The 23,048-nt window shown below is 44.5% G+C and carries 19 protein-coding genes and 4 pseudogenes; 20 read left to right on the forward strand and 3 right to left on the reverse strand.

Features of this window, described 5'->3' with window-relative positions; translation table 11 throughout:
- The first annotated feature begins 349 nt into the window (after window positions 1-349).
- Window positions 350-1,792, forward strand: coding sequence for a S41 family peptidase (locus FNL97_RS02120; protein ID WP_097353841.1), 1,443 nt, complete (start codon window positions 350-352; stop codon window positions 1,790-1,792).
- 39 nt (window positions 1,793-1,831) lie between these two features.
- Here FNL97_RS02120 and FNL97_RS18685 read toward each other — a convergent pair.
- Window positions 1,832-1,957 (reverse strand): annotated as a pseudogene (locus FNL97_RS18685) (glycosyltransferase); the annotation flags it as partial.
- Between the two features lie 40 nt (window positions 1,958-1,997).
- Window positions 1,998-2,504 (reverse strand): MerR family transcriptional regulator, encoded by a 507-nt coding sequence (locus tag FNL97_RS02130; RefSeq protein ID WP_015865056.1) that lies wholly within the window; start codon window positions 2,502-2,504, stop codon window positions 1,998-2,000.
- Window positions 2,505-2,737: 233 nt separating this feature from the next.
- Here FNL97_RS02130 and FNL97_RS02135 point away from each other — a divergent pair, with 233 nt between their 5' ends.
- The 14 genes and pseudogenes from FNL97_RS02135 (at window position 2,738) to FNL97_RS02200 (ending at window position 16,795) form a co-directional block, all read left to right on the forward strand.
- Window positions 2,738-3,925, forward strand: a complete 1,188-nt coding sequence (locus tag FNL97_RS02135) for a PDZ domain-containing protein (RefSeq protein WP_062679076.1) — start codon at window positions 2,738-2,740, stop codon at window positions 3,923-3,925.
- Window positions 3,926-3,941: 16 nt separating this feature from the next.
- Window positions 3,942-4,163: a CsbA family protein gene (locus tag FNL97_RS02140; RefSeq protein ID WP_062679077.1), complete on the forward strand. Its 222-nt coding sequence runs from the start codon at window positions 3,942-3,944 to the stop codon at window positions 4,161-4,163.
- Between the two features lie 154 nt (window positions 4,164-4,317).
- A complete protein-coding gene (gene uvrB / locus FNL97_RS02145; protein ID WP_143414958.1) occupies window positions 4,318-6,297 on the forward strand; it encodes an excinuclease ABC subunit UvrB in 1,980 nt (659 codons plus the stop codon).
- Window positions 6,298-6,306: 9 nt separating this feature from the next.
- A complete protein-coding gene (gene uvrA / locus FNL97_RS02150) occupies window positions 6,307-9,171 on the forward strand; it encodes an excinuclease ABC subunit UvrA (RefSeq protein ID WP_143414959.1) in 2,865 nt (954 codons plus the stop codon).
- Window positions 9,172-9,260: 89 nt separating this feature from the next.
- Complete coding sequence (locus FNL97_RS02155) at window positions 9,261-9,587, forward strand: magnetosome magnetite crystal formation protein family (protein ID WP_015865051.1); 327 nt, start codon at window positions 9,261-9,263, stop codon at window positions 9,585-9,587.
- A 21-nt stretch (window positions 9,588-9,608) separates the two neighbouring features.
- Window positions 9,609-10,688, forward strand: coding sequence for a DUF4097 family beta strand repeat-containing protein (locus FNL97_RS02160; protein ID WP_143414960.1), 1,080 nt, complete (start codon window positions 9,609-9,611; stop codon window positions 10,686-10,688).
- Window positions 10,689-10,721: 33 nt separating this feature from the next.
- Entirely contained in the window at window positions 10,722-11,081 is a 360-nt protein-coding gene (locus tag FNL97_RS02165; protein ID WP_062679080.1) for a phage holin family protein, read from the forward strand.
- A 100-nt stretch (window positions 11,082-11,181) separates the two neighbouring features.
- Window positions 11,182-12,117: an HPr(Ser) kinase/phosphatase gene (hprK, locus tag FNL97_RS02170; RefSeq protein ID WP_143414961.1), complete on the forward strand. Its 936-nt coding sequence runs from the start codon at window positions 11,182-11,184 to the stop codon at window positions 12,115-12,117.
- A 20-nt stretch (window positions 12,118-12,137) separates the two neighbouring features.
- Window positions 12,138-12,947 carry a prolipoprotein diacylglyceryl transferase gene (gene lgt, locus FNL97_RS02175; protein ID WP_143414962.1) on the forward strand — a complete coding sequence of 270 codons (810 nt, stop codon included), beginning with the start codon at window positions 12,138-12,140 and terminating at the stop codon, window positions 12,945-12,947.
- 17 nt (window positions 12,948-12,964) lie between these two features.
- Window positions 12,965-13,903 carry a nucleoside recognition domain-containing protein gene (locus FNL97_RS02180; protein WP_143414963.1) on the forward strand — a complete coding sequence of 313 codons (939 nt, stop codon included), beginning with the start codon at window positions 12,965-12,967 and terminating at the stop codon, window positions 13,901-13,903.
- Window positions 13,900-14,547, forward strand: coding sequence for a pyrophosphatase PpaX (gene ppaX / locus FNL97_RS02185; protein ID WP_143414964.1), 648 nt, complete (start codon window positions 13,900-13,902; stop codon window positions 14,545-14,547). Before FNL97_RS02180 ends, ppaX begins: the two co-directional genes overlap by 4 nt.
- On the forward strand, window positions 14,544-15,059 hold the full coding sequence (locus tag FNL97_RS02190; protein ID WP_143414965.1) for an acyltransferase: 516 nt from the start codon (window positions 14,544-14,546) through the stop codon (window positions 15,057-15,059). The genes ppaX and FNL97_RS02190 overlap by 4 nt, the downstream gene beginning before the upstream one ends.
- Window positions 15,060-15,524: 465 nt before the next feature.
- Window positions 15,525-16,211: pseudogene (locus FNL97_RS02195) on the forward strand (RHS repeat-associated core domain-containing protein); the annotation flags it as partial.
- A 14-nt stretch (window positions 16,212-16,225) separates the two neighbouring features.
- A complete protein-coding gene (locus tag FNL97_RS02200; protein ID WP_094239809.1) occupies window positions 16,226-16,795 on the forward strand; it encodes a hypothetical protein in 570 nt (189 codons plus the stop codon).
- A gap of 165 nt (window positions 16,796-16,960) precedes the next feature.
- Here FNL97_RS02200 and FNL97_RS02205 read toward each other — a convergent pair whose 3' ends face one another.
- Window positions 16,961-18,292, reverse strand: coding sequence for an IS4 family transposase (locus FNL97_RS02205; RefSeq protein WP_143414967.1), 1,332 nt, complete (start codon window positions 18,290-18,292; stop codon window positions 16,961-16,963).
- A 227-nt stretch (window positions 18,293-18,519) separates the two neighbouring features.
- Between FNL97_RS02205 and FNL97_RS02215 the strand changes: the two are divergent.
- The 5 genes and pseudogenes from FNL97_RS02215 to FNL97_RS18260 form a co-directional block, all read left to right on the forward strand.
- Window positions 18,520-19,577 (forward strand): annotated as a pseudogene (locus FNL97_RS02215) (RHS repeat-associated core domain-containing protein); the annotation flags it as partial.
- A 23-nt stretch (window positions 19,578-19,600) separates the two neighbouring features.
- The gene (locus FNL97_RS02220) at window positions 19,601-20,398 is read left to right on the forward strand and encodes a hypothetical protein (protein WP_143414970.1); all 798 of its coding nucleotides are present in this window, start codon (window positions 19,601-19,603) and stop codon (window positions 20,396-20,398) included.
- Window positions 20,399-20,592: 194 nt separating this feature from the next.
- Window positions 20,593-21,969 carry an ISLre2-like element ISGsp4 family transposase gene (locus FNL97_RS02225; RefSeq protein ID WP_286173459.1) on the forward strand — a complete coding sequence of 459 codons (1,377 nt, stop codon included), beginning with the start codon at window positions 20,593-20,595 and terminating at the stop codon, window positions 21,967-21,969.
- A gap of 477 nt (window positions 21,970-22,446) precedes the next feature.
- Window positions 22,447-22,599: pseudogene (locus FNL97_RS18820) on the forward strand (RHS repeat-associated core domain-containing protein); the annotation flags it as partial.
- Between the two features lie 158 nt (window positions 22,600-22,757).
- Window positions 22,758-23,048: a hypothetical protein gene (locus tag FNL97_RS18260; protein WP_286173460.1), complete on the forward strand. Its 291-nt coding sequence runs from the start codon at window positions 22,758-22,760 to the stop codon at window positions 23,046-23,048.

Below are 23,048 nucleotides of genomic sequence, written 5' to 3' on the forward strand. Positions count from 1 at the left end.
CCATGCGAAGGTATGGAAGAAGCTCTATAGTACACAAGAACCCCGTGGCTTTAGCCATCGGGAGGTTCAGGGAAACGCCGATACTCCGTATTGCATCAGAAAATGGCGCGCGTTTTATGTTAATCGATTTACCGTAACGAACATGGCACAACTTGCGAAACGCAAGTTGTGCATTTTTTTCAAACTTATTTGGTTGAGAAAACAATGGGAAATGTGTAAACTAGTAATGCAAAGAAACAGAATGTAATCATACTATGTACAAGCTAGTCATATGATAAAAATAAAAGGCATCGCACGGCCTACTGTGTGGTGCCTTTCCTGTATGGCATAAGGTGAGGAGGAGACAGTTGTGAATAAAAAAACAACCGCAATACTTATGGCTTTATCGATGCTAGTTGGTGCCGGGGGAACATATGCCGGCATGCAGCTTGCAGCGCCTGACAGCGATCGTGAAATAACACTGGCCGAGCCAGATAAAGCGGCAACGAATGATGACGAGAAAGAACTGAAGAAAGTCGAACAAGCTTATGAGCTGATTAAAAAACGCTATGTTGAAAAAGTTGATGATGATAAACTCATCCAAGGCGCAATTCAAGGAATGATTAGCACGCTGAACGACCCGTATTCTGTCTATATGGATGAAGAAACAAGCGAACAATTTACGGAGTCGCTTGACTCTTCGTTTGAAGGAATCGGTGCCGAGGTAAGCATGATTAACGGAAAAGTCACGATTGTCGCACCGATTAAAAACTCACCGGCAGAAAAAGCGGGATTAAAACCGAATGATCAAATTTTGCGGGTGAATGGCGAGAGTTTAGAAGGGCTTGATTTATATGAAGCCGTGTTGAAAATTCGCGGGGAAAAAGGGACGACGGTACAATTGGATATTCTTCGCCCCGGCGTAAAAGAAGTGATTAAAGTAAAAGTAGTCCGCGACGAAATTCCGATTGAAACGGTTTATGATTCGGTAAAAACGTATAACGGGAAAAAAGTCGGCTATTTAGAAGTAACATCGTTTTCCGAAAATACAGCAAAAGATTTTAAAAAGAAATTAGCAGAATTAGAAAGCAAGCATATCGACGGGTTAATCATTGATGTGCGCGGCAACCCAGGCGGCTATTTGCAAAGTGTGGAAGAAATTTTAAAACAATTCATTCCGAAAGATAAACCATATGTACAAATCGAAGAACGCAATGGCGATAAACAACGTTTTTATTCCGATTTAACGAAGAAAAAACCGTATCCGATCGCCGTGTTAATTGACAAAGGCAGCGCATCCGCTTCAGAAATTTTAGCTGGTGCTATGAAAGAAGCGGGAGGATATAAGCTCGTTGGTGAAACATCGTTCGGAAAAGGAACGGTGCAGCAAGCGATTCCGATGGGGGATGGCAGCAACATTAAATTAACGCTCTATAAATGGCTGACGCCGGATGGCCATTGGATTCATAAAAAAGGTGTTAAGCCGGACGTTGAAGTAAAGCAGCCGGATTACTTCCACGTTAGTCCGCTTCATATCGAAAAAGAGCTTTCCTTTGATATGAACAATGAGCAAGTAAAAAGTGCGCAACAAATGTTAAAGGGACTTGGATTTGACCCTGGCCGCACCGATGGCTACTTCAGCAAAGAAACTGAGTCGGCGGTAAAAGCATTCCAAAAGGCAAATAAACTCCCGCAAACCGGAAAAATCGATAAAAACACAGCCGAAGTATTACAAGCAAAAGTGATGGACGCCATTCGCGACGACAACAATGATGTACAACTAAAAACAGCGATGAAAGTGCTGTTTCATTGAAATGAAACGGGCAACTGCCTTTAAGGGTTGCCCGTTTTTTCAATGATGCACTTTTTCTTTTTTGGAAGATGGCGAGAACGATGGGGAATGCAATGTTTTTTCAATCCTGAACCGCGGCCGTCTTTTTACTTCTTGATAAATTTTTCCGATATATTCTCCAATGAGTCTCTTTTTTTAGAAAAGAAAAAAGAGAGAAGGTGGGAGATTATACAAATAGACTCATAATGCGGCTGATGCCACGGCGTTTCGGTTTTTGCTTTGCATTTTCCGTTATAATCGCTTGTTCTCTATTAACGTCTTCTTCTAAGCGGGCAATACGTTGTTCGAGTGAATGAAGCTGGGAGGCTAGTTCTTCAATTTCTCGGCGATGATGCAAAAGCTGAACGGAAACGATATCGTCCGCTTTTTCGTTGAGCTTTTGTTCGATATTTTGGAGGCGGGAGGTAAACTCATTGAGATGTGGTTCGATATAAACGTTGAACAACTCGTCAGCGGAGAATGGATGTTGCGGATTTTCTTGATTGATGCATGGTTCTAGGGCAGCACCTTGTTCAAATTTAATTTGTTCTAGCAAGGCAACCGCTTCGGCATCGAATACGTAGTGTCCCGCTTCGTTTTTTTGGCACGGAACATTATATTTCTTTACCCAGCGCTGAATCGTTTTCGGTGATACACCAAGACGCTTCGCGACACTGCTTGTTTTTAACTCCATCTAAATGATTCCTCCTTTTTCATCCTCTTTTATATCATTTTCCATCAAGACGGAAATCCCTTCCTGCTTGACAAAACTAGTGTGGATTCGGCAAAGAAAGTCGTTATGCGAAAGGATTCGCCAATAATAAACAAATAATGTTGAAAAAAATGTGTATGCGATCATAGGATTTATGAAAGTGATTTGGTAGAATAGTAGATAAAGAATCGCGAACATAGCGAGGTGGCGGCGATATGTCGATATGGGTGTTGGAGGCGCTCAAAGGCGTTGGGCGGCTGCTTGTGCAACCGTTGTTTTATTATGGGATCGCACTGGCGCTTGTTATCGGATGGCGGCGGGTGAAGCGGGAAAGAAGCTATTTTTCTATTCGCGTATACAACATGTTTCATGAAAGCAAGCTTTTTTGGCGAAGCGGCCTCGTTGCCGGCGGTATTTTGTCGTTAGCAGCGGTTGCTATCGGCATCGTGCTTCCGCGCGATGCTATTTCAATGATTGCGCTTGTGACGATCGCAATCGGATTAACGATGCAAATGCGGCTGCTTTCCCCGGCGTATACGATGGGGCTTGTGTTTTTTATCGTTAGTATTCTTGCCAATGATAAAGAAACGGCACCAGCTTTAAAGCGTTTTTTCCCGGAACTTAGCGAAACGAATATGGCTGCACTTGCTATTTTGCTTGCTTTATTGCTTTTTGTGGAAGCATGGCTTATTTTACAAAACGGCGCTATCGAAACATCTCCACAGTTAGCGAAAAGCAAGCGTGGTTTTGTTGTCGGAGAACATTGGTCGCAGCGGCTTTGGTTCGTTCCTGTGCTGCTTCCGGTAACAGGAGAACTTCCGTCTCCATTTTCATGGTGGCCATTATTTCCTGTTGCTGGCGATTCTTATTCATTGATGCTTGTGCCGTTTTTGATCGGATTTTCTGAGCATGTACAAGGGATGCATCCAAAAGCCTCGATTCGTTTAACTGGAAAAAGAGTGATGTTGCTCGCATGGATTGTCAGCTTGTTTGCTATAGGAGGCTATTGGTATGCGCCGCTTTCGATGATTGCGGCAGCCCTTGCATTGATTGGAAGGGAGTGGCTTGCTTTCTTCCAGCATCGTCAAGATCGCTTGAAACCTCCGTATTTTTCGAAGCGTGAACAAGGGCTTGTCATTTTAGGGATTCTTCCGAATTCCAAGGCGGAAAAAATGGAGCTAGAAATTGGTGAAGTCATCACAAAAGTGAACGGAATGACAGTAAAAACGGAAACAGAGTTTTATGAAGCGTTGCAACGAAACCGCGCATTTTGTAAATTAGAGGTAGTCAATGAACATGGAGAAGTTCGTTTCGTTCAAGGGGCGTTATATGAAGATGAACATCATGAGCTTGGGCTGCTGTTTGTAAAAGAACGGGAAAAATGGGCGCTAGAAGCCGTCTAAATAAGGAGTTTTTCATATGTGGTTTATAGTTTCGTTAATTGTGCCATGTTTGCTTGTACTGTTATTTACCCGTGTTACGTACAATCATTATATCGGAACATTATTGACCATCGCGCTATTGGTTGCTTCCTATTTCAAAGGATATACAGACGAACTGCATGAAATTCTAGCAGATATCGTATCAACGACAGTTGGGTTTTTGTATGCGCAAAAAATGGTAAAACAGTTGAAAAAATAGTTAAATAGCGGCGGACGGCGAATGCTGTCCGCCATTTTTCATTGGAAGGTACTTTCCTATTTTGGAACGAATATAAGTTCGCATTTTTTATGCATCTTTTTTAACAATGTGCTACAATGAAAAATAAGATGAAACGAAACAGGAGGTCGAATCAGTGGGGGACCGTTTTGAGTTAGTGTCGGCGTATAAGCCGCAAGGAGATCAGCCGCAAGCGATCGCCAAACTGGTCGAAGGCATTCGCAAAGGAGTCAAGCACCAAACGCTGCTAGGGGCAACGGGGACAGGAAAGACGTTTACGATTTCCAACGTCATTAAAGAAGTGAACAAGCCGACGCTGGTTATTGCCCATAATAAAACGTTAGCGGGGCAATTGTACAGCGAGTTAAAAGAGTTTTTCCCAAACAACGCGGTTGAATATTTTGTCAGCTACTATGATTATTATCAGCCGGAGGCGTATGTGCCGCAGACGGATACGTATATTGAAAAAGACGCAAGCATTAACGACGAAATTGATAAGCTGCGGCACTCCGCAACATCCGCGCTGTTTGAGCGGCGCGATGTCATCATTGTCGCCAGCGTATCGTGCATTTACGGGTTAGGGTCGCCGGAAGAGTATCGCGAGCTGGTCGTGTCGTTGCGCGTCGGGATGGAAATCGAGCGCAACGCTTTGCTGCGCCGTCTTGTCGACATTCAATATGAACGGAATGACATTGATTTTCAGCGCGGGACATTCCGTGTTCGCGGAGATGTCGTCGAGATTTTTCCTGCTTCTCGGGACGAGCATTGTATTCGCGTTGAATTTTTTGGCGATGAAATTGACCGCATTCGCGAAGTCGACGCATTGACGGGGGAAATTATCGCAGAACGCGAGCATGTCGCGATTTTCCCGGCATCCCACTTCGTTACGCGTGAAGAAAAAATGCGTTTAGCGATCGAAAATATTGAAAAAGAATTAGAAGAGCGGCTGCGCGAATTGCGGGAACAAGGAAAACTGTTAGAAGCGCAGCGGCTTGAGCAACGGACTCGTTACGATTTAGAGATGATGAGAGAAATGGGCTTTTGCTCAGGGATTGAAAACTACTCCCGGCATTTAGCGTTGCGCCCGCCAGGCTCGACGCCGTATACGCTGCTCGATTATTTTCCAGATGATTTTTTGATTATCATCGATGAGTCACACGTGACATTGCCGCAAATTCGCGGCATGTATAACGGGGACCGGGCGCGCAAGCAAGTGCTTGTCGATCACGGTTTTCGTCTGCCATCTGCGCTGGATAACCGCCCGTTAACGTTTGAAGAGTTTGAACAAAAAATTAACCAGATTATTTATGTTTCTGCGACACCTGGTCCGTACGAGCTGGAACATAGTCCGGAAGTCGTCGAACAAATTATTCGTCCGACAGGGCTGTTGGATCCGACGATTGACGTTCGTCCGATTGAAGGGCAAATCGACGATTTAATCGGGGAAATTCATGAGCGGATCAAGCGGAATGAACGTACTCTCGTTACGACGTTAACGAAGAAAATGGCGGAAGATTTAACCGATTACTTAAAAGAAGTCGGCATTAAAGTTGCGTATTTACATTCCGAAATTAAAACGCTGGAGCGCATTGAAATTATTCGCGATTTGCGCATGGGCAAATACGATGTGCTCGTCGGGATTAACTTGTTGCGGGAAGGATTGGATATTCCGGAAGTATCGCTTGTCGCCATTCTCGATGCGGATAAAGAAGGCTTTTTGCGCTCGGAACGTTCGCTTATTCAAACGATTGGGCGTGCGGCGCGAAACGCCAACGGCCATGTCATTATGTACGCCGATACGATTACAAAATCGATGGAAATTGCCATCAATGAAACGAAACGGCGCCGTGCGATTCAAGAAGCGTATAACAAAAAGCACGGCATCGTTCCGCAGACGGTGAAGAAAGAAATTCGCGATGTCATCCGTGCGACTTACGCGGCGGAAGAGAAAGAAACGTACGATACGAAACCATCTTACGGCAAGATGGCAAAGAAAGAACGAGAAAAGCTCATTGCCGATTTAGAAAAAGAAATGAAAGAAGCAGCAAAAGCGCTTGATTTCGAGCGTGCTGCCCAATTGCGTGATATTATTTTTGAGTTAAAAGCGGAAGGATGATTGGAGTCTATGGCAACCGATAAAATCATCGTAAAAGGCGCAAGAGCTCATAATTTAAAAAATATCGATGTGGAAATTCCCCGCGATAAACTCGTCGTATTGACAGGACTGTCCGGTTCGGGGAAATCGTCGCTTGCATTCGATACGATTTATGCGGAAGGACAGCGGCGGTACGTCGAATCATTGTCGGCGTACGCCCGCCAGTTTTTAGGACAAATGGATAAGCCGGATGTCGATGCGATTGAAGGGCTGTCGCCGGCCATTTCGATCGACCAAAAAACAACGAGCCGCAATCCGCGCTCTACTGTCGGAACCGTCACGGAGATTTACGATTATTTACGGCTTTTGTTTGCCCGCATCGGCCGGCCGGTTTGCCCAGAGCATGGCATTGAAATTACATCGCAAACGATCGAACAAATGGTTGATCGGCTTCTTGCTTATCCGGAACGGACAAAAATGCAAATTCTCGCTCCCATTGTTTCCGGACGGAAAGGAACGCACGCCAAAACGCTGGAAGACATTCGCAAACAAGGATATGTGCGCGTGCGCGTCGACGGGGAAATGCGGGAACTCACGGAAGATATTGAACTTGAGAAAAATAAAAAACATTCGATTGAGGTCGTCGTGGACCGCATTATTATTAAGGAAGGAATTGCTGCACGTTTGGCGGATTCATTAGAGACGGCCTTGAAGCTTGCGGACGGAAAAGTGCTGATTGATGTCATTGGCGAGGAAGAGCTGTTGTTTAGTGAAAAGCATGCATGTCCGTATTGCGGCTTCTCGATTGGAGAGCTAGAGCCGCGCATGTTTTCATTTAACAGTCCGTACGGCGCCTGCCCAGACTGCGATGGGCTTGGCGCGAAGCTCGAGGTGGATCCGGATTTAGTCATCCCCAATGATGAACTGACGCTGCGCGAGCATGCGGTTGCTCCGTGGGAGCCGCAAAGCTCACAATATTATCCGCAGCTGTTAGAAGCGGTGTGCAACCATTACGGCATTGACATGGATGTGCCGGTAAAAGACTTGCCGAAGGAGCAGCTTGATAAAATTTTATACGGAAGCGGCGGCGAGAAAATTTACTTTCGCTACCAGAACGATTTCGGACAAGTTCGCGAGCAGTATATCGTTTTTGAAGGCGTTATTCCGAACGTCGAGCGCCGTTACCGTGAAACAAGCTCTGATTATGTTCGCGAACAAATGGAGAAATATATGGCGCATCAGCCATGCCCGACTTGTAAAGGAAACCGCCTGAAAAAAGAAAGCCTCGCCGTGCTTGTCGGCGGCAAACATATCGGCGAAGTGACGGCATTATCGGTTACGGAGGCGCTTGAGTTTTTCCAAAACTTGCAGTTAAGCGAAAAAGAAAAGAAAATCGCCCATCTCATTTTGCGTGAAATACGTGAGCGGCTCGGCTTTTTAAAGAACGTCGGCCTCGACTATTTAACATTAAACCGTTCTGCTGGGACGCTTTCCGGCGGAGAAGCGCAGCGCATTCGTCTGGCGACGCAAATCGGCTCGCGCTTAACAGGAGTGCTGTATGTTTTGGACGAGCCGTCGATCGGACTTCATCAGCGCGATAATGACCGCTTGATTGCAACGTTAAAAAGCATGCGCGATATCGGCAATACGCTTATTGTTGTTGAACATGATGAAGATACGATGCTTGCCGCGGATTATTTAATTGATATTGGGCCGGGTGCGGGCATTCATGGCGGCGAGGTTGTCGCTGCTGGAACGCCGCAAGAAGTGATGGACAATCCAAACTCACTGACTGGACAATATTTATCAGGGAAAAAATTCATCCCGATCCCAGCCGAGCGCCGCAAGCCGGACGGACGCTGGGTCGAAATTGTTGGCGCGAAGGAAAATAACTTAAAAAACGTGTCTGTCAAAATTCCGCTCGGTACATTTGTCGCAGTCACGGGCGTATCTGGTTCTGGAAAAAGCACGCTCGTCAATGAAATTTTGTATAAGGCGCTTGCGCAAAAACTGCATGGCGCGAAGGCAAAGCCAGGCGAGCATAAAACGATTAAAGGGCTTGAGCATTTAGATAAAGTTATTGACATTGACCAATCGCCGATCGGCCGTACGCCGCGTTCCAATCCAGCGACATATACCGGCGTATTTGACGACATTCGCGAAGTGTTCGCGGCGACGAATGAAGCGAAAGTGCGCGGATATAAAAAAGGCCGATTCAGCTTTAACGTCAAAGGCGGGCGATGTGAAGCGTGCCGCGGGGACGGCATTATTAAAATTGAGATGCACTTTTTGCCGGACGTGTACGTTCCATGCGAAGTATGTCATGGTAAACGGTATAACCGTGAGACGCTGGAAGTAACGTACAAAGGAAAAAATATTGCGGAAGTGCTTGATATGACTGTGGAAGACGCACTTGAGTTTTTTGAAAATATCCCGAAAATTAAACGGAAATTACAGACGCTATATGATGTCGGCTTAGGGTATATGAAGCTCGGACAGCCGGCAACGACATTGTCGGGAGGAGAAGCGCAGCGTGTCAAATTAGCATCTGAATTGCATCGCCGCTCAAATGGCCGGACGCTCTATATTTTAGATGAGCCGACGACCGGGCTTCACGTTGATGATATTTCCCGTTTATTGAAAGTGTTGCAGCGCTTAGTTGATAACGGGGATACCGTTCTTGTGATTGAGCATAATCTCGATGTTATTAAAACGGCGGACTACATTATCGATCTCGGGCCAGAAGGCGGCGATCATGGCGGGCAAATTGTTGCGAAAGGAACGCCGGAAGAAGTGGCCGAAGTAGAAAGTTCGTACACCGGACGCTATTTAAAACCGATATTGGAGCGCGACCGCGAACGAATGCGCGCGTTATATGAAACGGCAAGGGCATAAGCCTTTGCCGTTTTGTTTTTCTTTAAATCGCATCTCCTGAGAAACTTTTCTTGATCGCGGTCGTATATAAAAACAAAGGGGGAGTTTTCGTGAATTCCAATAAAGTGCTTGCATCATTATGTTATTTCAGTATTTTCTTTGCTGGATTCATCTTTCCGATTGTCGTTTACTTTGTCGCCGATGATCAAGCAGTGAAACAACACGCGAAAAAAGCGTTTCTTTCCCATTTGATTCCAGCCGCGACCATTTTGTTGTTTATCATCAGTGCTATTTTTGCAGGATTGACAGGGGGAGGCAGCGATGTGTCATTTTGGGTCGGCAGCGGCCTAGTATGGCTCGGTTTTGCTATAGCGGGGGTCGTCAACTTGGTCGTTGTCGTTTGGAATATTATCAAAGGGATTCAGGTGTTAAAATAACATAATGGGAGGGGATCAACGATGGAAGAGAAAAAACGCATATTAAAAATGGTGAAGGAAGGGAAGCTTACAGTAGAAGAGGCGCTTGCGCTGCTTGAGCAGCTGGATGAACAAAAAAGCGGCAGCGAGCTGTTCGGACCTCTTCATTCGTCCCAGTCTCATTCGAATTCGAAGCAGCACTCTGTAAAAATGGCGTCATTGAAAGAGAAACTGTTTGATTTTTTCGATGCGACCGTAAAAAAAGTGAAAGAGTTTGACTTTCCGTTTGCGAATGCCTTTGAAGTGAGACATGTTTTTCAGCAAAGCAATGCTGCTTTGCAGGAAATCGATGTGCATATCGCTAATGGTAATATCAAGGTATTGCCGTGGGACCAAGCGGACGTTCGCGTCGAATGTGAAGCAAAAGTTTATCGTTCCGAATCACTGGATGCGGCGAAGAAGTCATTTATAGAGGAGACGTTGTTTCTTGTGCAAAATGGGCGTTTTCGCTTTTCCATTGCGAAACCGTTTATGAAAACAAATGCGATAATCTATGTTCCGCAAGCACGTTATCAAGACGTCAAATGCCGGCTTTTTAACGGGGATATCGATATCGAGCGTCTGCATGCAAACGAGTTGCATCTCAAAAACGTAAACGGTTCGATCACGCTTCAACACTTGTTCGCGGAAGAAGCGGAATTAGAAACGGCAAATGGGGCCATTGTATTGGAACAGAGCGAGATCGAGGACGTCGAAGCAGAAACGATTCACGGGGAAGTCAAGCTGAACGGGAATTATCGTTACGCGCGTTTACGGACGTTTAGCGGTGGAATTACGTATGCAACGGAACGAGAAGATGGAGTCATCACCGGAAAAACGGTCACAGGAAACATTACATTGCTGCTTCCTCGTGATATATGTTTGGAAGGAGAAATGAGAACAAACCTTGGCGGATTGATCTGCGAGCATCCGAACGTATCACCTGTGGAGGAAAAACAAGAAACGGCACAAAAAACGATTCGTTTTGTAAGTGAAAATTCCTCCAAACCGCCCCTTCATATTTGCGCGGATTCGAAAGCAGGATCGATTTCGCTGCAAATGATGGAGGGCGGTAGTGAGTAACAGAAGAAAATCATGAAAAGACGGTGATGGTAGATGATCAATTGGTTAATCGGTGTATTTGTGAATACGGTTTTATTGGCGGCGATTGATGGATATTTTGATTCCATTCAATTTAGCGGCATCGGCGCCGCTTTTATCGCCAGCATGATTTTATCCATTTTAAACGTTGTCGTGCGTCCCATTTTAATTTTATTAACATTGCCTGTAACGATTTTAACACTTGGATTGTTTCTATTTGTCATTAATGCCATTACCTTGATGATGACAGCAGCATTAATGGGGAATGCGTTTGAAATAAACGGGTTTGGCACCGCACTGCTTGCTTCGATTGTTCTTTCCTTTTTCCATTTACTTATTCAAAAAGCGATTATTGAGCCGTTGCGGCAAAAATAAGTATGAGAGGCGGAACGAAGGGATCCGCCTCTTTTTGATTCAACGCGAGAAAGAAAAATGCTAAAATGGAAAAAGACAAAGAAAGGGGAGAAATGCCGACATGCCGAAAGTGCGTACAAAAGACATTATCGAAAAGTTTCAGTTGGAATTAGTAAGCGGAGCGGAAGGAATTCATCGTCCGATTACGACAAGCGATTTGTCTCGTCCTGGTATTGAAATGGCAGGTTATTTCACGTATTATCCAGCAGAGCGAATTCAATTATTAGGAAAAACAGAGCTTTCATTTTATGAAACGTTAAGCCCGGAAGAGAAAAAGATGAGAATGGAGCGGCTTTGTACCGATATTACTCCAGGGATTATCATATCGCGCGGATTGGAAGTGCCGCCGGAACTGATCGAAGCTTCCGAACGGCAATCGGTGCCGGTGATGCGTTCGTCGATGAAAACGACCCGTCTTTCGAGCCGTTTGACGAACTATTTAGAAAGTAAATTGGCTCCGACAACGGCTGTCCACGGCGTGTTGGTCGATGTTTACGGCGTTGGAGTATTAATTACAGGAAAAAGCGGGGTCGGCAAAAGTGAAACAGCTTTGGAATTAGTCAAGCGCGGCCATCGGCTTGTCGCGGATGACTGTGTGGAAATTCGCCAAGAAGATGAAGGGGTGCTCGTTGGCAGCGCGCCGGAACTTATTGAACATTTGCTCGAAATCCGCGGGCTAGGCATTATTAATATGATGACATTGTTCGGCGCCGGAGCGGTGCGGACGCATAAACGCATTTCGTTAGTGATTGATTTGGAACTTTGGGATCCGAATAAACAATATGATCGTCTCGGGTTGGAAGAAGAGAAAGTAAAAATTCTTGACACAGAATTAACGAAATTAACGATACCGGTTCGCCCAGGGCGAAATCTCGCTGTGATTGTCGAAGTGGCCGCGATGAATTTCCGCTTGAAACGGATGGGGGTAAACGCAGCGGAAGAGTTTTCCGCGCGTCTGACTGATGCGATTGAAGATGGTGAACATGATTACGAATAACAGTTGGGAGGAATAATCGAATGGATTCGACGATTCAACCGCTAGACCGCGTCTTTTTGCATCTCGGTCCGATTACGATTTATTGGTATGGTGTCATTATCGGAACGGGGGTATTGATCGGATTATGGCTGGCGACAAGAGAAGGGATGCGGCGCGGACTCCCGAAAGAAACGTTTGTCGATCTCGTCTTGTTTGCGGTGCCAATCGCGATTGTGTGTGCGCGCGCCTATTACGTGATTTTTGAGTGGGATTATTATTCTAAACATTTATCGGAAATACCGAAAATTTGGGAAGGCGGTCTTGCAATTCACGGCGGATTGATCGGCGCGGTCGCAACAGGAGCCGTTTTTGCGAAAACGAGAGGGCTTTCGTTTTGGAAGCTGGCGGACATTGCGGCGCCAAGCATTATCTTAGGGCAGGCGATCGGACGCTGGGGCAATTTTATGAACCAAGAGGCGCATGGCGGTCCGGTAACGCGGGAGTTTCTTGAAAGCTTGCATTTACCGGATTTTATTATTAATCAAATGTATATTAACGGACAATATTACCATCCGACATTTTTGTACGAATCGCTTTGGAATTTAGCGGGCTTTTTGCTGCTGTTGTGGCTGCGGCGCGTTAATTTGCGGCGCGGCGAGTTATTCCTCAGCTATCTTATTTGGTATTCCATCGGACGTTTCTTCATTGAAAGAATGCGCACCGATAGTTTAATGCTAGCGGGCCATCTTCGCATCGCGCAAGTCGTTTCCATTGCGCTAATTATACTTTCGGTATGTTTATGGATATTTCGCAGAATGAAAGGGTTGGCGAAGGAGCGGTATAACGATTAGAAAAGGGGAGAAGAAACATGGGCGGAATATTACAACGGGGGCTCGTGGTTGGCCTGCAAACGACGTGGACGCTTGGAAAGGTGATTTTTCCGATTACGCTCATCGTGTCTATTTTGCAGCATACCCCCGTATTGCAATGGGTCATTCAGCTTGTTGCCCCGTTCATGAAATGGATCGGGCTTCCGGGAGATGCGGCCATCCCGCTTGTGCTCGGCAACTTATTAAACTTGTACGCCGCAATTGGCGCCATACTGACAATGCACTTAACAGTAAAAGAAGTGTTGATTTTGGCGGTTATGCTTTCGTTTTCCCATAACTTGCTCATCGAGTCGACCGTCGCGTCGCGCACCGGTATGAGCGTTGCGCTAATGGTTATTGTTCGCGTCGGGCTCGCGCTTGTTTCCGCTCTATTGATTCATTATCTTTGGCAAGGAGGAAGTGAAACGGCGCAATACGGCTTTGTTTCCAATTCTCCAGAGCAGCTGACAAGCTGGGGAGCTATTTTGCTTGCCGGGTTGAAAAAAGCGTGCCTTGGGATTGTGCAGTTAGCGGTGATTGTTATTCCGCTTATGATTGGAATTCAAATATTAAAAGAGTTAAAATGGATTCATATTTTTTCGCGTTGGATGGCGCCGGTGACGAAATTGCTCGGCATGAAAGAAAATACCTCTTTGACATTGGCGGCCGGACTCGTGTTCGGTTTAGCGTATGGTGCGGGAGTGATGATTCAGGCGGTAAAAGAAGACGGCGTATCAAAACGCGATTTAACATTGGCCTTTATTTTTCTTGTGTCCTGCCACGCCGTTATAGAAGATACGCTCGTATTTGTTCCGCTTGGAATCCCGGTATGGCCGCTGCTTGTCATTCGGCTGGTCACCGCTATTTTATTAACCATGCTTATTAGCTTTATTTGGAATCGTGTCGAAGATACAAAAAGGAAGGAAGCTGCAGTATGAACATTCGTACAATATTATTTGATCTCGATGGAACATTGATCGATACCAATGAATTAATTATTCAATCGTTTTTACATACGTTAGAAAAATATTATCCAGGCAAATATAAACGCGAGGATGTCTTGCCGTTTATTGGCCCTCCGCTTTATGAAACGTTCAACGCATTGGATCCGTCGCGCGTACAAGAAATGATTGATACGTACCGCGCATTCAATCATGCGCAGCATGACGCGCTCATCCGTGAATTTGAAACGGTGTATGAAACGATTGAAACGCTGCACCAAAACGGGTTTCGCCTCGGCGTGGTAACGACAAAAATTCATCAAACGGCAGTGATGGGATTAAAGAAAACGAGACTAGAACCATTTTTCGACTGTGTCATTGGGCTCGATGACGTCAAACATGCAAAGCCGGACCCAGAGCCAATTTATAAAGCGCTGGACTTGCTGCAATCCACGCCGGATGAAGCGTTAATGGTCGGCGACAATTATCACGATATTTTAGCGGGAAAACGCGCTGGCACGAAAACGGCGGGAGTGGCATGGGCGATTAAAGGACGGGAGTATTTGGAACAATATGAACCAGATTTTATGCTTGAAAAAATGAGCGACTTATTGACGATTGTAGGAGTGGAAAACGTGTGAGACGGACGACGAAATATCCAGTATCTGGTGCCAATTCCTTGTGGCAGATTTATAAAACCGTGTCGTTTTGGAAAGTGCTCAAAAACGTGATCATCATCCAAATCGGGCGCTACACACCGTTTTTAGCGGTGAAAAACTGGCTGTACCGCACGTTTTTGCGCATGAAAATCGGGGAAAAAACGGCGCTTGCCTTTATGGTCATGCCGGATATTATGTTTCCGGAAAAAATTCAAATCGGCCGCAATTGCATCATTGGCTACAATACGACGATTTTGGCGCATGAATATTTAATTGATGAATATCGTCTTGGCGATGTGATTATTGGGGACGAAGTGATGATCGGCGCCAACTCGACGGTGCTTCCCGGCGTGGTCATTGGCGACCGCGCCGTCGTCGCCGCTGGCACGGTCGTACATAAAGATGTGCCTGCGGGAGCGTTTGCCGCTGGCAATCCGATGCGCATCGTTTATACGAAAGAAGAAAGAGAACAGCGGAACGATAGATCCACCTGACCATGTCGAGTGGATAATAAAAAGACTGTATTCGTACAGATTGTTGCTTTTGAAGAGAAAGACAAAAGTCTAATGTCCTCCGCCATGGGAGTATTAGGTGGGTAGATAGAATCATCTGTAGGGGTTGTTTTGTTGTGTTCATCACGCTTTTTCAGGATAGGTGAACTTCCGAAAAATTTAAACATAATCCTGCAAGTAAAATTACAATCCCTATCATTGCATTGAACAAGGCAATCCCTCTCCTTTGGTTATTGAACGAGATTTTGTATTTATTTTTGGCTAATAGCAACAATTTTTTAGAAAAGAGCCATAAAAAGAGTGTACCAAACTACGGCCTTTCCCCGATGTTTCAGCGGGGAAAGGTTGTTTCGTTTTTTTGGTACTTTTTATAGGATTTATCTTGTGTCCGTTAGGTTTTTATAATAACCTTTGATTTTTCCGGTAAGGATCCATACATGAAATATCGTTGTCCGTTACCAATACGATGCGTGGGGGAACATTCTTACCCAATCCGGCGCATTGGCGGACGAAAACCCATATCGCTATGCGGGATACCAATATGATGAGGAGACCGGGCTCTACTACTTGATCGCCCGTTACTACCACCCGACCCATGGCGTGTTCTTGTCCATGGACCCAGACCCAGGCGATGCCGATGATATTCTGACGCAAAACGGCTATACGTATGCGAACAACAACCCGGTGATGATGGTCGATCCGGATGGGCATTTTGTGTGGATGGTCGTTAATGCGGGATTGGCGGCGTATGAAGGGTATAAGGCGTACAAGGCAGGAAAAGGATGGAAAGGTGTCGCAGCTACGGCGGCTATCGGTTTTGTTGGTGGAGGAAAAGTTAAACTTGTTAGAAATACAGGAAAATATGTTAGATTTGTCAGACTTCTTGGTAAAAACCCTAAAAAGCATAAAACTAGAATCAACACTGACCTGCCTGGAGGAAAGGCAGTAGCCAAAAGTATATTTAGGCACTATACAAAGAGAAAAAAAGTGAAACAAGTCTCTAAAGGAAATACTATTAGGAGATTTACTCCTGACGGAAGATATCAAATTCGGTATACAAGGAGAAAGGATGGGACATTAAAGATCAACTTAGATTTCAAACGAGGTGGTATTTACGAGGATATACACTTTTAAGTGAGGTGTAAAATATGTCATCTATGCCACATTATGTGATTCCTATTCAAACGAAACTTGATAACTTATATCGTATTTCGCAGTCCAAACATGTAACGGTGTTTACGGATGGGCTAGACCTTCTTTCTAACTATAGTGAAGTTATTAGCTGTCTTCAAGTATTATTGCAGATAGGCGATAGAGAGTTTTATTTAGTTACAGCAGAACAAACGGAGATAAACTATAATGCAGAAATTGATCATCTTGTCATTGTAAAGGAAAAAGAAATACCGAAACTGTATTCGTTTAATCCTAAAGAAAAACCAGAATTTATAAAAATTAAAGATATGCAGTCTCCAAATGGGTTTAAATTGATTACTTTTTTAGAAGAAAACTATTATTGTAAAGCTAACTCTAATACTCTTCATTTCACTTTTGAAGCAGGTATAGCTATTTTGTTAGAAGGAGAACACGAAAAATTGTTAATCAGTTTTGGTCGTACTCCTCAAGAGTTAATAATTACTTCAAATACAGACGATATTGCCAGAATTTTATTAGAAAAGGAGTTAAAGCCTTATACATTAGAGGTGAAATCTATCATTTAAGTGGGGGGACAAATTCCCATACCCGTCAAGTTAGCGGTATAAAATTTTTTAGGATGATACGCATGTTCGAAAAATCAATCAAAGGATGAAGAGAAAACCAAATGCTGGGCATGCCAAATAACCCTCAAGAAGAGGGTTATTTGGCATTTATATCCATAACCCACACTACCATATCCCCAATTTCTTTAAAAGATCCGATACCGTTTCCTCTCCTTTCCTTCGGTCTTTCCTCGCGTGTTTCCTTAACAGAGACAGGAGAGATGGAAGGACGGTTTCCATCGCTTGGGGATGCAAAAGAAACCGATGCCAATACGATTGGAGGATATTAAGCGCTTTCCATTCACTGATCTCGATTCCCTCCCGTTGATGCCAATACCTTCGGGCTTGGAACAGAAGAGTCTGCGTGACTAAAATGGCAATCAATGTCCCATATAAGTGGCATTCGAATCGTTCCTTCTTCATCTTTTTGACACGGTCAAGATCAAATAAGGATTTCCAGCCCTTAAATAACAGCTCCACTTGCCAGCGCAGCGAATACAGCTCATAAACTTGTTGCGCATCAAACGATTCTTGTGGTAAATTGGTCAGTAAGATGTGATATTTCTTTTGTTCAAGGGTTTGGCGTGACAGCGCCTTCCCTTTCTTTTTTTCCTTTTTCCGCACATACGTCAGCCGTTTTTCCCATTCTTCCGCTGTGAGACGGCGAAAAATCAGACGCGGAACATACAGGCGTTGGTGTCCGATATACACGTGTTCCACTTCCACGGCTTCCCCCTCGCCCAATCGATTTCCTATCGATTCCCAATCCCATTCGTGCCACTCCCCGTCCTGTTTGATATAGACTTTGATATTGGAACGCAACCGGGTAATATAATAAGCACCTCGAGCATCGATCTCCGCCAGCGTGGCGAGTGAAAAAAACCCCAGATCCCGAATGCAAAGGTCATTCGGTAAAATCGTGTGCTGGGTATGATAAGCAAAACGGGCATCGGAATCATTGGCCTGTTGGACGCACAGCTGAAGACAGGTGCCCGATAACAGCTCATACTCAAATTGGATTTTGGCGCCAGATGAAACAGAACCTTGATAGTCCTCACCATAGTCGGTCGGAAGTAAAAAACTGGTAGAGTCTAAGATCCGCAGACGGGTGAAACAAGCGCGATACGTTTCGGTGATGGAAGAGAGTGCCGGACGTTGATGCATCAGGAGAGTAAAAAAGACCTCTTTTAAAAACGCCACGGCACGAGGTGTAAACCGCTGATTCAGTCCTTCATTCGAGAGAGAGCAATCATGCCAGAGCGCCAAATCGGCACACAACCGCTGAAGCGACTGACAAGCGAGCGATCCGTCTCCCCAAGCACATAGCGTCAGAAAGGCTTCCGCCGTTAACGAACGCTGCCGCCGGATAAAGCCTGTTTTCCGTGCGAGACGGGTTAATTCTTCGGGAGAAAAGAGTTGACGAATGGTTTGAATCCATGCTTTCATTTGTTTTTCCATGAAAAAAATCCTTTCTAACGTGGAGTGTTCGTTAGAAAGGATACCATGTTTTTGACGATGCACAAAGACCAAAATTCTTAACTTGATGGGTATGGGGACAAATTCCCCCTTTTTCTTTTTAGATAGATTTTTACAAATAATTCAATTTACAAAAAACGTTAAGGTTAATTGTTGCGATAAAGGGATGTATATTTCACTAGAGCTAGTTCTAATTATGATATCGCTATCAGTTGGTTTGTTTTGGAATGGAATCCATCATATATTACGTCAACGGCAACCGTTTAGAAGATGGAAAGTATCAATACGAGTGTAAAGAAGTGGACCAATTAGTTTTCATTATAAGAAAAGGAGAAAGCACTTCTTTTGTGACGTACAAATATGATGAAGACGGCCGGCGCATCCAAAAGAATGTAAATGGCGTCATTACGAACTACCATTACCAAGGGGACAGCCTAAATGTTCTGTATGAAACCGATGTGGATGGAAATGTGGTAAGATCATATATATACGGAGAAAACGGGCAACTCCTTGCCATGAAAAAAGCAATGCGACGTATTTTTATCACTATAACGCGCATGGCGATGTCATCGCCCTGACGGATGAACAAGGGAACATTGTTGCCCGCTATCAATACGATGCGTGGGGGAACATTCTCTCTCAATCCGGTGCCTTGGCGGATGAAAATCCATACCGATATGCGGGATACCAATATGACAAAGAAACGGGTCTCTATTACTTAATTGCCCGGTACTATCATCCAACGCATGGCGTGTTCCTTTCTTTGGATCCAGACCCAGGGGATGCGGACGATATCCTCACACAAAACGGCTATACGTACGCGAACAACAATCCGGTGATGTTGGTGGATTTGGATGGGCATTATGCTCATATTGTTATTATAGCTGGAGTGGGGGCTTATAGAGTTTATAAGATTTATAAGGTCTACAAGAAATATAGAAAGATTTCAAAAAAATATCATTCGAATAGTAAAAGAAATCCTGCGATACATCATGGATATGAAATTTATGATAAAAAAACTAATAAAGTAGTCAAAGTTGGTATTAGTGATGGAAGGATTTCTAAAAAGGGAAAATCATATCGCGCTGAAAGGCAAGTTAGAAAGTGGAATAAGCGATACAAGACAGATCGGTATGCTTTACGAATAGTAAAAACTAACATACGTGGTAGGTATAATGCACTGAGATGGGAAAAAAGGCATACGGAATACGTTAATAGAATCCAGCCTAACAACAAATTATCACCTCCATTTCACTATCGCCCATAAATTTAATAAAAGGAAGTGAAAAAATGACTGTTATAAGGGATATTCAACTTTCTATTCCAATTGATATAAACTATTTTGATCATACTGTAATAGTTGACTATGATACTGGTGAGACAAGCCCCTTTACCGATTATAGGCAAAGCAAGTCCGCCATCTTTCATTATGAAACAAGATGTATTACATCACTTTATACTCGTCTTTTGCCCGAAATTCATACAGATGGGGAAAAGGGAGTTATCATTCAATGCGTACCGGATCTATCTAAATTAAGCGAGAAAGAAATTGAAATGGAAATGGTACCCGATTTTATTACTGTTTATGTTGAAATGGATTATAATCAATACTTCTCTCTTACGGATGACTTGGAAAAAAAGAAAATGGCATTAGAAGTGTTACAAAAGGGTATGGAAAAACTTGCTGATGAGCGAGGATGGGATAAGCAAATTTTTCGTGAAATATACAACAAGATAAAAGAATTAAATTACAAAAATACATTTATCTATAAGAAAAAGAGCAGTCCTAATCGTAGATATATATGTAGCATTATATGTGAACACGAAGTCTCTTATGTAGATATATATTTAGAAATAAAACGTCAAAAAGGAAATAAGGTTTTAAAGAAAGAAAGATTAGTAAGAGTAGACAGACCATACGAATCTTTTTATTGGAGATATTTAGGTGATTTAACATGGACACTAAATCATAAGGTGACATTTACTGATCGTTTACATCATTTCGGGTGGGTTGTAACTTTTTTAGAAAAAGAAAACGAAACACAGATTATATGGAAAGTAAATAAAGTGTCTTATCTTTCTTCATAGTGTGAGTAAAATGTTTGTGGGAGAAATTCTTAGAATTCCCCGATGAGGGGGTTGGGAACGTAGGTTCGCAATCCCCCTCATCGGGGCCACCAAGCGAAGCGCGGTAGGATCCCAAGCAGGAAACATGAAAAAAGGACTCTCTCCCTATTATGATAATGATTGACCAAAACACCCAAACAGGAGGAGAGAGTCCCATGAATATTCAACAACATCTTACCAAAAATTCGTTGACATGGAAAGAGATCGAACTTGATTTGTTTCGGGCCTTGCAAAACGCCTTCGCCGAGCTGTTTACGGCTCTGTTGGAGGACATCGACCGACAATTGGCGGAAACCCGGGACAAGCGCCGATACCACTTGAAAGACAAACGACGCACCACGATTCAAACCCTGTTTGGCGAAGTCACCTTTGAGCGGAACTACTATTTGGATCGAGAACAAAACCGTTACACGTTTTTGCTTGACTCCTTTTTAGCGTTTGATGGATCACAGTCAATCAGCCCTTGTCTAGAAGAAACGGCGGTGGGATTGGCTGTGGAGTGCTCTTCCTATCGCAAAGCGGCTCGTACGCTTGCCCAGATGGTCGGGTATCCGGTGATGAGCCATGAGGCGATCCGCCAGTTGGTGCTCGAAGCTGAAGCTCCGCTGCACTGCCCGGTGGACCAGCGATATGGACGGGTGCTGTTTGTGGAGGCCGATGGACTGTTTGTTTCTCGCCAAGGGAAGGGAAAACGAGCCAAGGAAGACAAAATCCTGACCGTTCACGAAGGGTGGAAGCGCAACGGCTCACGGATCGAATTTGTCAATCAGCGCCATTACGTCCATGAGGGCAAGAGGGAGGTGTGGGAAGGCTTCGAGGAATTTTTGATGAACGAATATGCCTATGATCCGTGTCGGGATCTTCTTGTCATCAACGGGGACGGCGCTCCATGGATTACCGCGTGCCGGGAGTATTTCAAGGGACGGGTCTGCTTCCAATTGGATCGATTCCACGTGGCGCGTGAGTTGCGCCAATGCCTCTCGGGCCATCCACGGTGGCAGGCGATTCGGCAAAAGCTGGCGAAGCAGGATGAAGAGGGGTTGCTTGTGGAACTGAACAGCGCCCTCGGCACGCTGGGGGACGAAGCGAAAGAACAACAGCTGGCTGCCTTGATCCACCGGATCGAATCGATGCCGGGATGCATCCGTGATTACCGGGAATGGCTGAAGGAGCAAGGAGTGGACACAACGGGCATGTATCCGATGGGGAGGGCTGAAAGCGTGATGAGCCAGCTGGCGTATCGGGTGAAATACCGCCGCAGTTGGACAGACAAGGGACTCAGGGCGTTTTTCAAGGCAATGATTGCCCGGATGGATGGGATTCGTCTTTTCGGACGTCGTTTAGGAGAAGAATCGTCGCAGCCGGCGGAGGAAACGGCGTCGACGGCATCCACCAAACAGACGATCGTGAACAAGGCGAAACAACGCGTCCGCCGTCTTCTTCCGGAGGTAACGCGGAATAACGTGCCATATTTACAGCAATCGTCCGGGACACCGATCTATCATGCCCTGTCTGAACTCAAGGGATGGTAAAAAAAGGTATACATATCGGTCTGTCATGGCAAGGGATGAGAGTCCGAAAGCGCTTACGGATGGGATTCAAAAAAATGGTTCGCTAACCTATGACTTACATCTGTTTTCAGCGAATCAAAAAAGTTCCCACAAAGTCTTGACTGACTCTTCTTCATAAACTCAATGAAAAACAGGAAAACATTGTGATAAAATATTGATTAAGGTGAAAGAAATCAGACATATTAAATAAAATATTGATTAGATAGGTCGGATTATTTTTGTAATTGTAGAACCTTAGGAGAAACGCTCTCTCCTAAGGCATTTTTTTATAATTAAAACTTTGAAAACCTTTATTAATATTAAGGGTTTTGTCTTACTTTCTGTAAGAATAAATCAGACAAGCTCGACTGTTAAGGGATGAGGCAGCGTATTTCCCTGCTCCGGTTGGAAGTAAGGCAACTCATGCATGTATATTTTTGAACTTCTATTAAGCGGATATTTCTCATTACCCGGTACTATCACCCGGAGCATGGCGTGTCCCTTTTCTTGGATCCAGACTCAGGGGATGCGGATGATATTCCCACGCAGAATGGGTATGCGTATGCGAACAACAACCCAGTGATGTTGGTGAATCCGGATGGGAACCTTCCTTGGTTGTTAATTAATGCAGGGTTTGCGGCGTATGATGGGTATAAGGCCTTTAAAAAAGCGGTTGGAAGGTCGCAGCGATTGCTGTAGGTGTAGGGCTTGTTGGCGGTGCGGCTTTTAAAGCGTATAGAATTTATAAAGCGGGAGAAACAGCCAAGATTATGAAGATTTTATTGGCGGCTAAGTATGGAAAAGGTAACACTACTATAGAAGTAGGGAGAGTGAGTAAGAGACTAGCAAAAAAGGCTGGGAAAGCATGGGTTGGATCAGGGGCTAAGCCACTCTACAAAAATGGTAAATGGATAGGATATAGAAGTAAAGATAAATCTAAAGTATTTAGAATGCAGTATAAGAAAACAAGAAGGGTATATCAAGCGAATTTTGAGGAATTTTATAAGAGTCCTATCAACAAAAAGACATATAAGTTACGAAATGCACGCTTGAATGTTTAG

The sequence above is a fragment of the Geobacillus sp. E263 genome (assembly GCF_007197795.1).
In the GTDB taxonomy this organism is placed as follows: Bacteria; Bacillota; Bacilli; order Bacillales; family Anoxybacillaceae; genus Parageobacillus_B; species Parageobacillus_B toebii.

Coding starts and splice junctions, on each gene's coding strand:
- FNL97_RS02160 (WP_143414960.1), top strand. CDS start 9,609: ATGGAAGAGAAAAAACGCATATTAAAAATGGTGAAGGAAGGGAAGCTT.
- FNL97_RS02140 (WP_062679077.1), top strand. CDS start 3,942: ATGTGGTTTATAGTTTCGTTAATTGTGCCATGTTTGCTTGTACTGTTA.
- hprK (WP_143414961.1), top strand. CDS start 11,182: ATGCCGAAAGTGCGTACAAAAGACATTATCGAAAAGTTTCAGTTGGAA.
- ppaX (WP_143414964.1), top strand. CDS start 13,900: ATGAACATTCGTACAATATTATTTGATCTCGATGGAACATTGATCGAT.
- FNL97_RS02165 (WP_062679080.1), top strand. CDS start 10,722: ATGATCAATTGGTTAATCGGTGTATTTGTGAATACGGTTTTATTGGCG.
- FNL97_RS02180 (WP_143414963.1), top strand. CDS start 12,965: ATGGGCGGAATATTACAACGGGGGCTCGTGGTTGGCCTGCAAACGACG.
- FNL97_RS02130 (WP_015865056.1), bottom strand. CDS start 2,504: ATGGAGTTAAAAACAAGCAGTGTCGCGAAGCGTCTTGGTGTATCACCG.
- FNL97_RS02225 (WP_286173459.1), top strand. CDS start 20,593: ATGAATATTCAACAACATCTTACCAAAAATTCGTTGACATGGAAAGAG.
- FNL97_RS02205 (WP_143414967.1), bottom strand. CDS start 18,292: ATGGAAAAACAAATGAAAGCATGGATTCAAACCATTCGTCAACTCTTT.
- FNL97_RS18260 (WP_286173460.1), top strand. CDS start 22,758: ATGAAGATTTTATTGGCGGCTAAGTATGGAAAAGGTAACACTACTATA.
- FNL97_RS02200 (WP_094239809.1), top strand. CDS start 16,226: ATGTCATCTATGCCACATTATGTGATTCCTATTCAAACGAAACTTGAT.
- FNL97_RS02220 (WP_143414970.1), top strand. CDS start 19,601: ATGACTGTTATAAGGGATATTCAACTTTCTATTCCAATTGATATAAAC.
- FNL97_RS02135 (WP_062679076.1), top strand. CDS start 2,738: ATGTCGATATGGGTGTTGGAGGCGCTCAAAGGCGTTGGGCGGCTGCTT.
- lgt (WP_143414962.1), top strand. CDS start 12,138: ATGGATTCGACGATTCAACCGCTAGACCGCGTCTTTTTGCATCTCGGT.
- uvrA (WP_143414959.1), top strand. CDS start 6,307: ATGGCAACCGATAAAATCATCGTAAAAGGCGCAAGAGCTCATAATTTA.